The organism is Parcubacteria group bacterium (assembly GCA_041657845.1).
Taxonomy (GTDB): domain Bacteria; phylum Patescibacteriota; class Minisyncoccia; order Moranbacterales; family JAKLHP01; genus JAKLHP01.
Genome location: JBBABD010000010.1, coordinates 1 through 15,291 on the forward strand (window position 1 = coordinate 1; position 15,291 = coordinate 15,291).

At 38.6% G+C, this 15,291-nt stretch carries 16 protein-coding genes and 1 tRNA gene; 2 read left to right on the forward strand and 15 right to left on the reverse strand.

What is annotated here, in order from left to right:
• Positions 1–451, forward strand: a 451-nt coding sequence (locus tag WC906_02650) for a hypothetical protein (protein ID MFA5777311.1), incomplete at its 5' end; no start/stop codon positions are given.
• A 186-nt stretch (positions 452–637) separates the two neighbouring features.
• Here WC906_02650 and WC906_02655 read toward each other — a convergent pair.
• Positions 638–725, reverse strand: a tRNA-Ser gene (locus WC906_02655).
• Between the two features lie 240 nt (positions 726–965).
• Between WC906_02655 and WC906_02660 the strand changes: the two genes are divergently transcribed.
• The gene (locus WC906_02660; GenBank protein MFA5777312.1) at positions 966–1,196 is read left to right on the forward strand and encodes a hypothetical protein; all 231 of its coding nucleotides are present in this window, start codon (positions 966–968) and stop codon (positions 1,194–1,196) included.
• Between the two features lie 103 nt (positions 1,197–1,299).
• Here the strand turns inward: WC906_02660 and WC906_02665 are convergent, their stop codons facing one another.
• From WC906_02665 to ftsZ, 14 genes are all read right to left on the reverse strand, one after another.
• A complete protein-coding gene (locus WC906_02665) occupies positions 1,300–1,908 on the reverse strand; it encodes a nucleoside-diphosphate kinase (GenBank protein ID MFA5777313.1) in 609 nt (202 codons plus the stop codon).
• 204 nt (positions 1,909–2,112) lie between these two features.
• Positions 2,113–2,571, reverse strand: a complete 459-nt coding sequence (locus tag WC906_02670) for a DUF5684 domain-containing protein (GenBank protein MFA5777314.1) — start codon at positions 2,569–2,571, stop codon at positions 2,113–2,115.
• Positions 2,572–2,615: 44 nt separating this feature from the next.
• The gene (locus WC906_02675; protein ID MFA5777315.1) at positions 2,616–3,476 is read right to left on the reverse strand and encodes a ComEC/Rec2 family competence protein; all 861 of its coding nucleotides are present in this window, start codon (positions 3,474–3,476) and stop codon (positions 2,616–2,618) included.
• A gap of 47 nt (positions 3,477–3,523) precedes the next feature.
• Positions 3,524–5,032 carry a ComEC/Rec2 family competence protein gene (locus WC906_02680; protein ID MFA5777316.1) on the reverse strand — a complete coding sequence of 503 codons (1,509 nt, stop codon included), beginning with the start codon at positions 5,030–5,032 and terminating at the stop codon, positions 3,524–3,526.
• Positions 5,032–5,253, reverse strand: a complete 222-nt coding sequence (locus tag WC906_02685; GenBank protein ID MFA5777317.1) for a DUF167 domain-containing protein — start codon at positions 5,251–5,253, stop codon at positions 5,032–5,034. Before WC906_02685 ends, WC906_02680 begins: the two co-directional genes overlap by 1 nt.
• A 5-nt stretch (positions 5,254–5,258) precedes the next feature.
• Entirely contained in the window at positions 5,259–5,954 is a 696-nt protein-coding gene (locus tag WC906_02690) for an anaerobic ribonucleoside-triphosphate reductase activating protein (protein ID MFA5777318.1), read from the reverse strand.
• Between the two features lie 196 nt (positions 5,955–6,150).
• The gene (locus WC906_02695) at positions 6,151–8,301 is read right to left on the reverse strand and encodes a ribonucleoside triphosphate reductase (GenBank protein MFA5777319.1); all 2,151 of its coding nucleotides are present in this window, start codon (positions 8,299–8,301) and stop codon (positions 6,151–6,153) included.
• Between the two features lie 211 nt (positions 8,302–8,512).
• Complete coding sequence (gene nrdR / locus WC906_02700; protein ID MFA5777320.1) at positions 8,513–8,959, reverse strand: transcriptional regulator NrdR; 447 nt, start codon at positions 8,957–8,959, stop codon at positions 8,513–8,515.
• A gap of 267 nt (positions 8,960–9,226) precedes the next feature.
• Positions 9,227–11,095 (reverse strand): hypothetical protein, encoded by a 1,869-nt coding sequence (locus WC906_02705; GenBank protein ID MFA5777321.1) that lies wholly within the window; start codon positions 11,093–11,095, stop codon positions 9,227–9,229.
• A 33-nt stretch (positions 11,096–11,128) separates the two neighbouring features.
• Positions 11,129–11,569: a hypothetical protein gene (locus tag WC906_02710; protein ID MFA5777322.1), complete on the reverse strand. Its 441-nt coding sequence runs from the start codon at positions 11,567–11,569 to the stop codon at positions 11,129–11,131.
• Positions 11,570–11,600: 31 nt separating this feature from the next.
• Entirely contained in the window at positions 11,601–13,031 is a 1,431-nt protein-coding gene (locus tag WC906_02715) for a hypothetical protein (GenBank protein MFA5777323.1), read from the reverse strand.
• Between the two features lie 32 nt (positions 13,032–13,063).
• Entirely contained in the window at positions 13,064–13,384 is a 321-nt protein-coding gene (locus WC906_02720; GenBank protein MFA5777324.1) for a hypothetical protein, read from the reverse strand.
• A gap of 31 nt (positions 13,385–13,415) precedes the next feature.
• Positions 13,416–13,856, reverse strand: a complete 441-nt coding sequence (locus tag WC906_02725) for a hypothetical protein (GenBank protein MFA5777325.1) — start codon at positions 13,854–13,856, stop codon at positions 13,416–13,418.
• A 213-nt stretch (positions 13,857–14,069) separates the two neighbouring features.
• Entirely contained in the window at positions 14,070–15,275 is a 1,206-nt protein-coding gene (gene ftsZ / locus WC906_02730) for a cell division protein FtsZ (GenBank protein MFA5777326.1), read from the reverse strand.
• Between the last annotated feature and the right edge of the window lie 16 nt (positions 15,276–15,291).

Below are 15,291 nucleotides of genomic sequence, written 5' to 3' on the forward strand. Positions count from 1 at the left end.
CAGCGATTTTGACCTTCTGAAAAAAGGTGAATTAAAAACATCGTTTATTAGCCACGAAGAACTAAATAAACTTTTTCTTACAAAACTTCAGGAAAATTCCGATCAAAGAACCGTTTATATTGCTGAAGCCGAAGAGTTGAAAAAGAAAGAACAGGAAGAAGTCGAAAGGAAAAAACAAGAAGCTGTAGCTAACGCAAGAAAAGAAGTAATAGAAAAGCAATTTAGTTCATGGGACGGCGCTCATATTAAACTTTCAAGATTGATAAAGGATTCTATGAACGATCCGGACAGCTATGAACATGTTGAAACTAAATATTGGGACATGAAAGATCATCTTATTGTAAATGCAACATTCAGAGGAAAAAATGCTTTTGGAGGAGTCGTAAAAAACACAGTGAAAGCAAAGATTTCTCTTGATGGTGAAAACATCGAAATTCTTGAACAATACTAAGATAAATAAAAATACTAAACGAAACAATAACTACTAAAAAACAGCGATCAAGACGATTGCTGTTTTTTTATTGATTTTTTGCTTTAGTTCGAGTCCCATTCTCCGGTCGGCTATTTTTCAGGCAAACCATTTTTTTAATGGCTTGAATGAGCCTCTCGGGTCTTACTCGATACTAAAAGCTTGATGCGGAGAAGGTGGGATTCGAACCCACGAGAGCGATTAAGCCCTACCTCGTTAGCAGTGAGGCGCACTAGACCAACTATGCGACTTCTCCAAAATATATTAAATTTTCTTTAAATCAACCAAAAAATCAACTTAACAATTGAAAGGATAGCATCTTATCGTCTAAATATCAAGGTTTGACTTCAATCTTTATTTGTGCTACTATTGTTCCCAGGTGAAATATAGCGATCGATTCAAACATAAAACGATAGTTTTTGAGAAGCTGTCAAAGTAGATCACCGGTTAAATATCCCTTTCGGGATAATTCTAGAAAGAGAGGTGAACTATTTTAATGGCTTTTCAAAACGACGGTCAGAGACCACAAAGACAAATGTTTGATGTTACGGCATTAAACATTACTTGCGCAGAATGCGGAGCAGCAATAACCGAACTTCCATTCCAACCAACCGAAAAAGAAGATGGAACATTTGGAAGAATATATTGCTACGAATGCAACAAAAAAAGACTCAAAAGCAGAGGACCAAAAAGAGATTTTGGTGGAGGCGGAAGAAGCCGATACTAATCCTTCTGGACTGGATAGAAAAAGACGCTCTTAATGAGCGTCTTTTTTGTTAAAAAATAAAAGAGGCAGCAATAGCCTCTTTTAATATATGCTAACTAACAATCTATTCCAATATTCCATCCAGATTGACATCGTAAATAATCTGTTCCTGAACCAATCTATAGTTAATAATTTCTTTATCTTCAAACCAATGCTTAATTTCCATTTCTGCTTCTTCCACCGATCCGGAAGCGTGAATAAGATTTCTAACCGCTCTCTTGTCAGAATCGGACATTTGATATGAATCAAGAACAAAATCACCGCGAATTGTTCCAACGTCTGAAGTTAAAGGTTCCGTTCCGCCAGTAATCTTTCTCACAATTTTAACCGCATGTGCTCCTTGCCAAACCATCGCAATTACCGGGCCACTGGTCATATATTTTTTTAGATTTCCTAAAAGAATTTCCGTTATTTCAAGGGGATTTTCTGATGGAGGAGTAAGCCCCTTGTCTAAATATCCTTTGATTGTTTTTTCTCCAGTAATTCTTCTCCAATTGGGATCAAGGGTATAATGTTTCTCGATATGCTCCGCTTCAGGAACTAGCATCTTAATCCCAATCAATTTGAGCCCCATTCTCTCGTAACGTTTAATTATTTCTCCCACCAAAGTCCTTTGCAATCCATCCGGTTTGATTATTACAAGCGTTCTTTCCTCTTTGAAATGTTTTTCCATAAATTTGTATGTTTAAAATTAACTTTAACGGAATTCTATCAGTTAGCTTAGATTAAATCAAGATGTTGATATCACATAAACGACGCGACTGCGCTTACTACTAAAATTATAACCATCGTTGCCATTATACCAATAGCCACCTTGAGCATAGTATCCTGTTTTTCCATGGGATATCATGTTAAATGATTAAAAAAATTTTATAAACTAAACTGCCGGTTGAACCGGAGGCGCAGCAGCAATTGCGTCATTCTCCATCTTGGAAAATGCCAGATATCCCGGAACTATTATATTTGCCACAGGAATAATCATCAGTATTCCAATCCAGCTTGGTTTTTTCACTGCTTCTGAAATAGCCATCCAAAGAAGAATGGAAAAGATTAAATTTACGAAAGGAATAAAAAACATTATTATCCACCACATCGGTTTTTTGGCAATTTGAATCATCAAAATCAAGTTGAGAATCGGGATCCAAGCAAACCAGGCATTTTCCGTATTGGTTTTTTTGGCAATTTTCACAAGACAGATTGCCACATAAAGGTACACGGCTATAGCAAAAATCATAACGAACGCAAACATCCCAAACGCAAAAAGGGCAAAACCTTTAGCGACATCGTCAGGAATATTTGACGAAGCTTGATAGCCGGAACTATAATCATAGTTCATAATTTTTCTCCCCTAAAATTATTTTATTACTCTTTTATTTTACATTAATCCACTGCGCACGGCAAGTCTTTCCGGCAACTATAAACAATATCCCCCATTTCATCCGTCCGGAAAATATTAATGCCTTTTTCTTTCAGCAAATTCGTTGTTTCTTCATTCGGATGGCCATAGGAGTTATCCTTTCCAACGGAAATAATCGCATCTTTAGGATTAATTTTTTCCAGAAATTCAGCGCTAGTTGAATATTTTGATCCATGATGGGCAACTTTTAAAACTTGCGAAGCAATGTCTTCTCCGAAATTAATAATTTCTTTTTCTTGCTCTTTGGGCAAATCTCCCGTCAAAAGAAAACTATTTTCTCCATAATTAATTTTAACCGCCACGCTTCCGCTATTAGACTGATTATCCTGAATATTGCCAATTCCAGAAAACGGATAGATAATTTCGGCTAAGGCGCCACTGGGAAATTTTACCGCCAATCCCCTTTTCGCTTCAATATTTTCTGCTCTTTCATTTGCAATATCGTCTTGAAATCTTTTGAAAGTCTGCGTTTCGCTTTGGTCTCCGGTCTTAACGATAGTTTTAACATTATAGAAATTTAAAACATTTATCAGCCCGGCGATATGATCCTGATCGGGATGCGTCGCCAGCATTACTTCAATATTTCGGTCCCAAAATGGAATATACTTCCCCAATTTATTGAGCAATAATTTTCCGTCCCGCCCGCCATCGATCAACATTTGATAGGAACCTTGCGAAACCAAGATTGCATCACCTTGGCCAACATCGAAAAAAATAACTTTTAATTCATCGGATTTTTGGGAAGAATTAATAACACTCGCCAAAACTACGCCAAGAGCCAAAAGCGATAACATTAATCCATATTTTAGTTTGCGATTGAACATAATGAAAAAATATGTCATTCCGAGCGAGCGATAGCGAGTCGAGGAATCTAATCTAAAAATGTTTTATTAGATCTCTCGACTCCGTGTCGCGGCGACACTTCGCTCGAGATGACAAATGCATGCATTTTAATTTTTGTCTTGATCAAAAACACCAGACCAAATAATATCACATACCAACCGACAACCCACCCAACACTAAAATTATCCACACTTGCACTCGACCAACTTAAATTCGCCAAATAATTTACTGTTTCTATGATATATTTAAGCGGAAGAAACGCAATCCAGGCAAAAGGCAGAGAAACCAAGTTTGATGCCAGTCCGACAACGGATGCAAGAAAGACCAAAAGCATCGCAAGCGGAATTATCGGAAGAATCAAAGCATTTGATAAAAGAGAAATAATTGATAATATATGGAAATTATACATTATTATCGGCAAAACAAATATAGTTGCGCTTAAAGTTAACAAAATATTTTCAAAAATTCCCCCGAATTTAAATTTTTTAAAAACAAATTTTTCCCAAAACGGAGCTAATTCAATAATTCCCAGTGATGCTAAAAATGATAATTGAAATCCAATATCCCATCTTAAAAGCAAGGGATTCAGCAAAAGCATAACCGCTGCCGCAAAAATAATCGCATTGAATGAATTCGCTAATCTACCGTTTTTCATCGCCCAAAGAAGCAGAGAACCCATCACTCCGGCGCGAATAGCCGATGAAGGAAAACCGACTGACAACACAAACAAAAATATACCCACCACCGCAAACCAAAAAGCCTGTTTTCTCCAAAGTCCCAAAAATATTCCGGCCAGCATTAAATATTCGGCAATTATTGTTACATTGAAACCGGAAACCGCCACAATATGCGAAAGTCCGGTCTTGGAAAAATTATCCGCCACGTCTTTGGAAAGCGCGCTGTTCCCGCCAAAAATCAATCCATTGGCCAGGGCCGCTTCCGGTTCGGGAATAACAGCGTTTATATTATTCGATAATTTATTTTTAAAGTTAAGAATTGCCAAATAAATTTTATTTCCTTCATTTTTACCTGTTTCCTGATAATTCGCATTTTGGCAGAGATAAAAAATTCCATCCTTGGCCAAATACATCCGATAATCGAATTCCCCATCTTTATTCTCCGGAATTTTTAATAAGCACTTTAAGTCAAGTTCGTCTCCATAATTTAAATCCGCATAAAGATTAGCGTTAATCAAAATCTTCAGATTATCTTTGGTTTTCACGATGACATTTTGATATTTGTCTTTGGTTATCGGCTCTTTTACTACAATTACTTTTTCTGACACTTCCCTTCCTTCCAAATTGGCATTATTTATTTTTTCCATTTTATTGCCGGTTAGCCAAGAACCGAAAACAAAGAAGATGATGCCAAATGACACCACCGCGATAATTTTATTTTTGTAAAATACGGCCAGAATTATAACTGCTGCCAGGATAAAAAAATATAATAATACTAAATTTATCTCAAAAAACGACCGCCCAAAAATCCCAAAAATGAAACACAAAGATAATATAAGAAAAATCCTGGATTTGTTCATTAGTTTAAAATTTCCACTATTTTTGTTTTGGCTGTCTTTCCTCCGATTATATTGACTTGACTCTTAGAAACATCAAAATAATCAGCTAATATTTTCACTAAAGCTTCGTTTGCTTTGCCTTGAACCGGCGGAGCAGTTATCCAAGCTTTGTATTCCCCTTCCGAAATTTTTTCTATTTTATTCCTTGATGATTTCGGAATTACTTTGATGTAAATTATCATATTTTTTATCCTCTTATTCCAAACTTCCCGAAATTATTTTTTATTTTTTCGCCAATCGAATCGAGATTTATCATTTTCCCCTTAGTTACCTTTTTGAGATTGGGATCTAATATTTTTCCCTCCCTATATTCCTGAAGATAATAAGCTCTAGCTCCTTTTATCCATTTGGAAATTTCATCAAAATCTTTTTCTTCGTGAATTCCGGGAACCACTGTCGTCCTGAATTCATAATCAATTCCGCTGTTCATTATCATATCCACGCTTAATTTTATTCTTTCCAAATCCGCCATTCCTCCAGTGGTTTTTTTGTACTTTTCCGGAGCATTTTTAATATCCATCGCGATAAAATCGACCATTTTGTTCTGAATGATATTTCGGAGAGCATCAGGCCGGCTTCCATTGGAATCCAATTTCACAAAATAACCGAGATTTTTAACTTTTTTGATGAAATCCACTAAATCCGGCTGAATTGTCGGTTCGCCTCCCGTAATACAAACTCCCTCCAATTTCCCTTTCCTTTTTTTCAGAAATTCAAAAAACTCTTTTTCTATATTACTGTAAACTGATAACTGCCAGTCAAGAACTAATTCCGGATTATGGCAAAACGGGCAGCGAAAAGAACAGCCGACTGTAAAAACCGTGGTTGCTATTTTTCCCGGATAATCAATGAGCGTCAATTTTTGATAACCGCCAAGTACCACAAAAATAATTTACAACTATCAATTTACTTGTTTTCAATGAATTTTCAATTTTCCAATTAATTAATTTTCAAACATTGGAAATTGAGTCATTGTAAATTTATTGTAAATTGATTATTGATCATTGAAAATTAAACGTGTTTACTAATTAGGGCAACCTGAATACTGAAAAACAGATTGCCCCTATTCATAAATGCAACTATTTTTTTACGATAAACTCTTTCCTGTCTTCGAATTCTGCCTGTTTTCCCTCGTGCCATTGCTGAACCGGACGGATGTATCCTACAACACGAGAATACACTTCAGTTTTTTGTTCCACCACGCATTTCGGACAAGTATAGTGCTCCCCGGAAAGGTACCCGTGCACCGGACAGATACTAAAGGTCGGAGTCAGAGTAAAATACGGCAGAGAATAATTTTCGGCAATTTTCCGAACCAACTTTTTGGTTGTTTCAATATCGTATATTCTTTCGCCCAAAAATCCGTGAAGTACCGTTCCTCCGGTATATTTCGTTTGAAGCTTATCCTGAAGCTCCAAAGCTTCAAAAAGATCATCGGTAAAATTGACCGGAAGCTGGGAAGAATTGGTATAATAAGGCTCGGCGCTATTGTTTTTTACCTCTTCGTTATTGGCAAAAATCATATCCGGATATTTCTCGCGATCGATTCTGGCCAATCGATAGGTAGTTCCTTCGGCCGGAGTAGCTTCCAGATTAAAAAGATTTCCTGTTTCTTTTTGATATCCGATAATTCTATCGCGCATATGTACCAGCATTTCCTCAGCCAATTTTTGTCCTTCTTTGGTGGCAATATTTTTTCCGATTAAATTCAAAATTGCTTCATTCATTCCGACAAGCCCGATAGTTGAAAAATGATTAGACCAATATTTTCCGCGGCGCATTTTTATAGATTCCAGATACACTTTGGTGTACGGATACAAACCTTTATCGGTAAGATTTTCTATCATTTCTCTTTTAATTTCCAAACTTTCTTTAGCTAAATCCATTAGATGATTAAGATTCTGGTAAAATTCTTTTTTGTTCTTTGAGATATATCCGAGGCGGGGAAGATTGACTGTAACTACTCCAACCGATCCGGTTTGCGGATTAGCGCCAAAAAGTCCTCCTCCGCGCTTGTATAGCTCACGGTTGTCGAGCCTAAGCCGGCAGCACATGCTTCTGGCATCTTCCGGATCCATATCGGAATTGATGAAATTGGCAAAATAGGGAATTCCGTATTTGGCGGTCATTTCCCAAATCGGATTAAAATTTTCATCTTTCCAATCGAAATTTTTTCCAATATTATAAGTTGGAATCGGAAAAGTAAAAATTCTTCCGCTGGAATCGCCTTCGATCATTACTTCGGCAAAAGCCTTGTTGATCATATTCATCTCTTCCTGAAATTCTCCGTAAGTTTCTTTTTGGGGTTCTCCTCCGATAAGTACCGCTTCTTGAGCCAGAGTTTTTGGAGCTTTAATGTCCAAAGTAATATTGGAAAATGGAGTCTGAAAACCAACGCGAGTGGCCACATTCATATTAAAAACAAAGGATTGGATGTTTTGCTTCACTTGTTCATAATTCAGCTTGTCATAGCGCACAAAAGGAGCCAGAAGCGTATCAAAATTAGAAAAAGCCTGAGCGCCGGCTACTTCTCCCTGAAGAGTATAGATGAAATTTACCATTTGTCCGAGTGCGGCGCCAAAATGTTTGGCCGGCTTGCAGGAAACTTTTCCTGAAACTCCAGTGAAACCGCGCCTTAGCAAATCTTGAAGATCCCATCCACAGCAATAAGCAGCGATGAGTTGAAGATCGTGAATATGAAAATCTCCTTCTTTATGAGCATCCCGAATTTCCGGAGTGTATACTCTATTCATCCAATATTTGGAACTGACAATGGAAGCCACATAATTATTGAGTCCCTGAAGAGAATATGACATATTGGCATTCTCTTTAACTTTCCAGTCCATTTCTTGAATATAGCTGTCAACCAGATTGACTGCTTCATCGATTGTTTTTTCAGTTTCACGGATTTTTTCGTGCTGGCTTCGGTAGAGAATATAACCCTTGGCAGTTTCATCATAATCTAAAATCATCAAAACTCTTTCCACCAAATCCTGAATCTCCTCAATTTCCGGCAAATATCCTTTCTTGTTATTTTTGTTAAGAAGCTGGACTACTTTATCCGTCACTTTCTGCGCATCTTTAAAATTGCCTTCTCCGGTTGCGACAAAAGCTTTCGCCACTGCAACAGTAATCTTTCTTGGATCGAAAGAAACTACTTTCCCGCTTCTTTTGACAACTTTGCGGACTTGGTTTTTTTGGACTTTTGGACTTTTGGACTTTTGAGCCATTTTCTTCTTTTTCATTTTTGTTTTTGCCATTTTTGTCTGCGAGCGGAGCGAGCGGCTACAAAAATGAGCATCCCGCACCAATTCGATATTAAAACTTTAGTATATTAGTTGCTTAAGCCGCACTCGCCTCGAGCAAGGCGTTTCCGAGAGATAAAACATACAAATTATCGCCAGACTCACTCGGAATTGGTGCTGGGATAATCCATTATTACTAGATTATTTTATCCGCTTCTTTTTTAAAGCTTTCCGCACTGCCGAATGATTTGTAGACACTGGCAAATCGCAAATAGGCCACATCGTCGGTTTCTTTAATCTTATCTAAAACTATTTTTCCTATTTCCTTGCTGGTTATTTCGCAGTTCTCCTTGGATTGGATTTCGTATTCAATATCCGCTATTATTTTTTCAATTTTATCTTCGCTTACCGGCCTTTTTTCCAAAGCTTTCCTGATTCCTGATTCTATTTTCTTTTTGTTGTATTCTTCTTTCCGACCGTCTTTTTTCACAACTGACAGACGCATAATTTCCACTTCTTCATATGTGCTGAAGCGAGAATGGCATTTTTCGCATTCCCGGCGGCGCCGAATTGCCTTCCCGTCATTAGTATCGCGAGAATCAATTACTTTAGTTTCGTTGTGGTTGCAAAAGGGGCAAATCATAATTATATAAATCACTAAACAAAACACGAAATATTCCCGAATTATCACGAAAATTTTCGGGAATTTTAGTGATTAAATTAGCGACTGTTTCGTGATTTCATACTATATCTTGTATGCTTTACTACCATTATACCACAAGTCATATTTCAAGCAACAATCAAAAAACCGCCTAATTTCAGCGATTTTAAAGAGTTATCCACAGATAAAAAAACCGGGCTTTAAAAACTCGGTTTCTTAAATTTCATCATCTGCGCTTTTTAATCGGATTTACGGCGCTATTTCTTTGTAATCAACCCGCTGAGAAGAACATACCTTATCATTTCCGCCACAAGTCCCTTCGCAAGTCCAGGTCCAATTTCCTCCGGAAACCTTAGGAGTGGAATTGCCTCCTGCGCTATTGCAAAGATCGCTGTCGGGAACAGCATCCCAAGTCATATTTTCAGCGGATCCGCATTGTCCAGAAGACATAAAGCAACAACTGCCTGTTGTTTTTGTTCCAGGAATATTGTTGCATCCATCAAAACAGGTATCGCCAACACAAGTATCCGCGGCGCATCCAGAATTGTTTGGAGTACAGCAACTGCCTGTTGTTTTTGTTCCAGGAATATTGTTGCATCCATCAAAACAGGTATCGCCAACACAAGTATCCGCGGCGCATCCAGAATTGTTTGGAGTACAGCATAATGATTCATATCCATAAGGATCGCTAGCTTTCTCTCCGCAAGTGCAATCCATTGCATATGTTATGAGACCAATTGGAATTGTGCAAGCAACATCACTTGATTCAAAAGCTGTAGTTGTTGCATAGCTAAATAAGTTTGAGCAACTATTTGGGCAGGAGTATTTTATATTAGCGCTGCAAGCTGTTCCGTTGCAAGTCCAATTCCAAGGACCAGCGCCCGTTACCGCCGAAGCTGTTCCGGATAAGCATAGATCGCTCGTCGGAGCAGTTAGGAAATATTGTCCATTGGAAGTTCCGCAATTTCCGGCTGATAGATAAGCTGAGCAACTGGCAACTGGGCCCAAGCTACCCAGACAGTTCCATGTCCAGGGACCAGTACCTGAAAAATTAGCTACGCTCCCAGTCGAGCAAAGACTAGATGACGAAGAAAGAGTAAAGAAAGACTGTTTATTAAAAGAAGGATTGCAAGAACCAGGCGTGCAATCATGCGTCCCTTGTACTAATTCCGTTCTACATCCATTTGTCGATATTGCATAACTTGTGGGACAAAGATTGAGAGGATTCGGAATAGTTACTTTTGAGAAAAAATTAAGTGTTCCTAGCATATTTCTCGGTGATCCTATGCCATTCGTTTGATCAAAAGGAGAAGTATAACAAACCTCATTTTGATTCGGAGTCCATGTTGACATACTTTTTGTCCCAGTGTAGAATATCGTGTCTCCGCACTGATTAACAGCTTGATAACTTATTCCGGAGGGGACTAAATCTTTCGCAGGCAAGTAAGGGCACGATTTAGTTCCCCAAACGCCATGAAACAGGCCGCAGTTATCAACCGCATTGACTGCGTTGCCAGTACAGATACTGGACGCGCTAGGTGTGCGCGTACCATTATCAACACATGAACCAATTGTTTTTGTTCCAACACTTGATCCGACTGTTTTGCTGCATTCATTTTTCAAATTGTAAGCTGTTCCGCTTTTTACTAACGATTTATCTGGAGATATGGAGCTACTACAATTTTTTGTCCCACTAGCTAATCTTTTTTGACCGCAGTCTGCGCCAATCTGAGTGAAACTTATCCCGCTGCAAACAGCAGAAGGATCGGGCATCCAGACGGTATCAGTCTTTGTCCCTGTAGCACCTCGCGTAGCACAATTATTTGTCTGAGAAAAATGCGCTCCGTTGCAAACTGTGGACGGATCAGGAGTCCAGGGACGAACTGGCTTTGTTCCAGTTATGTTCCAGGCAATATCAACATAAGGCGAAATGTTGCATGTTGCCCAAGCATTATATTTTAGACCCTGGCAAACAGTCGACGGATCGGGGTTGTATGATTTTACGCCACCGTACATGCTGCCATCGCATAACGCGTCAGCTTCAGTGAAGCTGACAAACAATGCTAGCAACGCAATTATCAAAAAATATAAATTAATTTTTGTTTTTATTTTTTCCACATTTTTTTATTTTTTAAAAAATTTAATTAGCTTCTAAAAAAGAGCTTTGCTGTTTGTTCCTTCCAGAATCTGAACAGAAACAATCTCACTGTTAGCCTGATTAAGCATCAAGGAAATATTTTGGCCTTTTTTGAGGTCAGAAACGCTTTTTTTGGAAGCTTTTGATCCGCTAACGGAAAGCACTGCGATGTTTTCCGCGAGAGAAAAAGTGTTTTTTGTTTCTCCATCTTGAATCTCAATGGAATCTTTGGAAATTGCCACAACGGTTCCTTTAATTTCGATAGCCGTAAAGCTTTTTGAAAAATCCCCTGTTTCCCCTTCTTTTTGTTTTTCGGATTCCAATTGCTCAGCTTGTTTGTTTTGCTCGCCAAGATTAAACAAGTTCTTTGTCTTTTTGAACATAAAAACCGCGGTTGCGAAAATAATAAAGACTATTAGTGCAATAAGAATAATCATTTTTGTTTTTTGTTGCATATTTTTTTAGTTTTATTATTTGTTATTCGGATTACGGCGCCACTTCTTTGTAACCAACCCGCTGAGAAGAACATACCTTGTCATTTCCGCCGCAAGTCCCTTCGCAAGTCCAGGTCCAATTTCCTCCGGAAACCTTAGGAGTGGAATTGCCTCCTGCGCTATTGCAAAGATTGCTGTCGGGAACAGCATCCCAAGTCATATTTTCAGCGGATCCGCATTGTCCATCAGCGGCCGAGGGAGAACAGGATCCTCCGCATCCATCCGGATTCGTCGAGCAAAGACCGCAGCTTGGACTGCAAGTAATGGTAGCGGTAACATCTTTTACGGAATTCATAACTACGTTGCAAGTATTTCCACTTAGTGAATCACAGCCAATCCAGCGGACTGAATACTGAGAGTTTGGAAAACTGCCAGCCGTGAGAGTGACGCTGGTTCCGGACTCATATGAAAAATTAGCAGAAGAGCAAGCAGAATCGCAATTTATTCCTGACGGATTTGAAGTAATCGTTCCGTTTCCTGTTTTTGAAACATTTAGGTTATGATGGATTACGCAACCTGAATTAAAATCTTCAAAAGGATAATCTATTTTTAATCCTCCTATTCCACAATCGCAATCTTGGACATATTCTATAGAGCCGATCAGGATAGTTCCTGCCAGATCGCTTGATTCAAATTTCTTTCTTGTATAATTATAGACGTCCGAACAAGGTGAATTGGAATATTTTATATTAGCGCTGCAAGCTGTTCCGTTGCAGGTCCAATTCCAAGGACCGGTACCTGAAAACGCTGAAGCTGTTCCGGATAAGCATAGATCGCTCGTCGGAGCAGTTAGGAAATATTGTCCATTGGAAGTTCCGCAATTTCCGGCTGATAGATTTGCGCTGCAATAATCGGTTCTTCCTCCGCTCAATCCAATGCAATACCATGTCCAAGGTCCGGAGCTAACTACTGAAGATGGAAATTGCGCCCCTGCAGAGCAAAGGCCAGAAGCTGGAATAGTAGCAAGCGTTTGTCCGTCATATGCACTATTGCAAACACCGTTCGTGCAATAATCGGTAGTTATAGGAGTGCCTCCGCTACATCCAGCCGGACTACTCGAAATTACCGTCCTTGTTCGATGTCCGCTACTGAAACAAATACCCCATCCGCTATAAGTGAAACTGGTGCAAGCTAGTCTGCAGTGTTTTGTTCCATTAAGACAAATCCTGTGCGAAGTCCCTGGTATAGGCGGATTGCAGGAGCTACCTTGAACTGTATTTGTGCAATATCCATAACCCGTACCATTGGTTTGCGGTGAGCAGACTGCGGATGGATCAGGAGAAAAACCGCTACAAACTGATCCGCTTATATTTCTTGAAAATGCGTTTGCAGTGTTGGATGAAATAGCAAAAACCGCAAAAAATAATAAAAAAACACTAACTGCTTCAATGAGAAGAAAACTCTTGGCATTTATTTTTGTCATTTTATTTTTAAAAATTATTTAATTAATTTTTGTCATTCGGTCTTTGTATTGCTCTTAACTATAATTTCGGTATCTTCCGTCATAGGAATACTTTTTACTCCGCCATTTTCAATCTCGATGGAACCTTCTTTAAGCGCCGAGACTGTTCCTTCAACTTCGATAGTTTTTTGGGGATCCTGAATTTGCTCTGTTTGGCTTGCCGTTTGTTCTGGGACTTGTTGCCTTTGCGCGGTTTGATTATTCCCAGTAACCGAACTTAAGGATGCATATTCTTTAGATAGAAAAACTGTTAACCCGCCAAAAATAACAACTATTAATAAAATTAAAATCAGTACCTTTGTTTTTTTATTCATAAGTTTATTTTTTAAAAAATTTAATTAGCTTCTAGAAAAGAGCCTTGCTATCTCGTCCTTCAAGAATCTGAATGGAAACGATCTCGCTGTTAGCCTGATTAAGCATTAAGGAAACATTTTGGCCTTTTTTGAGGTCAGAAACGCTTTTTTTGGCAACTTTTGATCCGCTAACGGAAAGCACTGCGATGTTTTCCGCAAGAGAAAAAGTGTTCTTTGTTTCTCCATCTTGAATCTCAATGGAATCTTTGGAAATTGCCGCAACAGTTCCTTTAATTTCAATAGTCGTAAAGCTTTTTGAAAAATCCCCTGTTTGCCCTTCTTTTTGTTTTTCGGATTCCAATTGCTCAGCTTGTTTGTTTTGCTCGCCAAGATTAAACAAGTTTTTTGTCTTTTTGAACATAAAAACCGCGGTTGCGAAAATAATAAAGACTATTAATGCAATAAGAATAATCATTTTTGTTTTTTGTTGCATATTTTTTTAGTTTTATTATTTGTTATTCAGATTACGGCGCTACTTCTTTGCTGAAATTATACAATAATTAAAGAAAAAAAACAAATAAAAGTTGTCCACACCCCACTCAAATCCCTGGAAATACTAAAAATTTAACCTCGACAGATAATAATTGACCGCATATAAAAAAGCCTATTTCGACAATAAGCTTTTTTTCAAAAAGGTAAATATTTTCTATTTCTCCATTTTTCTCCGAATGAAAGCCGGGATTTCCAGTTCTTCTTCTTCGGCTTCTTTGGATGTTTCCCCTCTCATTGAAATTCCTCTCGGTTGGATTTTTTCTTCGATAATCATCTTCGTTTCCAGTTTTTTGGTCGGAAAAACTATCCTTTCTTCTTTCGGTTCTTCTTTTTTCTTGGTTTCTACCGGAATAGTTGCACCAGAAAAAGCTCTGGAAATCTTTTCGGAAGCTTCGTTCACTTTTTCCGTATCAAATCCGGTAGCAATGACTGTTATATGAATATCGCCTTTTCTGATTTGATCATCGGTAACCGCTCCGAATATTACCTTAGCATTCGGATCGATGTTTTCGGTAATAACATTAGCAGCTTCGTTGATTTCAAGCATCGTTAGGTCACTGGAACCGGAAACATTAAACAATACTCCTTTAGCTCCATCAATTGAAAGTTCGAGAAGAGGGCTGTTTATTGCTTGCCTGGCGGCTTCAATTGCCCTATTTTCTCCGCTGGCAATGCCGATTCCCATTAATGCTGATCCGCTATCTTCCAGAATAGCTCTGACATCGGCAAAATCAACATTAACCACTCCCGGCTTGGTGATAAGATCGGAAATTCCCTGAACGCCTTGTCTTAGCACGTCGTCAACAATCCTAAACGCGCTGATGAGAGTTGTTTTTCTGTCAATTATGGAAAGCAACTTATCATTCGGGATTGTTATCAGAGAATCCACTCTGTCTTTTAAATTATCCAATCCCTCTTCGGCAATGGCTCTCCGTTGCGCTCCTTCAAAAGCAAACGGCTTCGTTACCACTGACACAGTCAGAGCTCCGAGTTCTTTGGCAGTTTCCGCCACAATTGGCGCCGCGCCGGTTCCGGTTCCTCCTCCAAGACCGCAAGTTACAAAAACCATATCCGAACCTTTGAGAACTTCTTGAATTTCGTCCCGATTTTCTTCCGCCGCCTGTCTTCCTATTTCCGGATTCATTCCCGCCCCAAGCCCTTTGGTCAAATTTTTTCCAATATGAACTTTCTCGGAAGCTTTGGAATGATGAAGCGCCTGCGCATCAGTGTTTATTGCGACAAATTCAACCCCCTTGATTTTCGATTCAATCATCCTGCTGATTGCATTGTTTCCTGAACCTCCCACTCCAACTACTTTTATTTTGGCAAAAGTTTCTATATCCGGTTTTATTTCAGCCATAATTATATTATTTAAT

Excerpts from the sequence above, each read along its gene's own strand:
- WC906_02695 (MFA5777319.1), bottom strand. The coding sequence starts at position 8,301 with ATGGCTCAAAAGTCCAAAAGTCCAAAAGTCCAAAAAAACCAAGTCCGC.
- WC906_02710 (MFA5777322.1), bottom strand. The coding sequence starts at position 11,569 with ATGCAACAAAAAACAAAAATGATTATTCTTATTGCACTAATAGTCTTT.
- WC906_02685 (MFA5777317.1), bottom strand. The coding sequence starts at position 5,253 with ATGATAATTTACATCAAAGTAATTCCGAAATCATCAAGGAATAAAATA.
- WC906_02670 (MFA5777314.1), bottom strand. The coding sequence starts at position 2,571 with ATGAACTATGATTATAGTTCCGGCTATCAAGCTTCGTCAAATATTCCT.
- WC906_02715 (MFA5777323.1), bottom strand. The coding sequence starts at position 13,031 with ATGACAAAAATAAATGCCAAGAGTTTTCTTCTCATTGAAGCAGTTAGT.
- WC906_02720 (MFA5777324.1), bottom strand. The coding sequence starts at position 13,384 with ATGAATAAAAAAACAAAGGTACTGATTTTAATTTTATTAATAGTTGTT.
- WC906_02725 (MFA5777325.1), bottom strand. The coding sequence starts at position 13,856 with ATGCAACAAAAAACAAAAATGATTATTCTTATTGCATTAATAGTCTTT.
- WC906_02665 (MFA5777313.1), bottom strand. The coding sequence starts at position 1,908 with ATGGAAAAACATTTCAAAGAGGAAAGAACGCTTGTAATAATCAAACCG.
- nrdR (MFA5777320.1), bottom strand. The coding sequence starts at position 8,959 with ATGATTTGCCCCTTTTGCAACCACAACGAAACTAAAGTAATTGATTCT.
- ftsZ (MFA5777326.1), bottom strand. The coding sequence starts at position 15,275 with ATGGCTGAAATAAAACCGGATATAGAAACTTTTGCCAAAATAAAAGTA.
- WC906_02675 (MFA5777315.1), bottom strand. The coding sequence starts at position 3,476 with ATGTTCAATCGCAAACTAAAATATGGATTAATGTTATCGCTTTTGGCT.
- WC906_02660 (MFA5777312.1), top strand. The coding sequence starts at position 966 with ATGGCTTTTCAAAACGACGGTCAGAGACCACAAAGACAAATGTTTGAT.
- WC906_02680 (MFA5777316.1), bottom strand. The coding sequence starts at position 5,032 with ATGAACAAATCCAGGATTTTTCTTATATTATCTTTGTGTTTCATTTTT.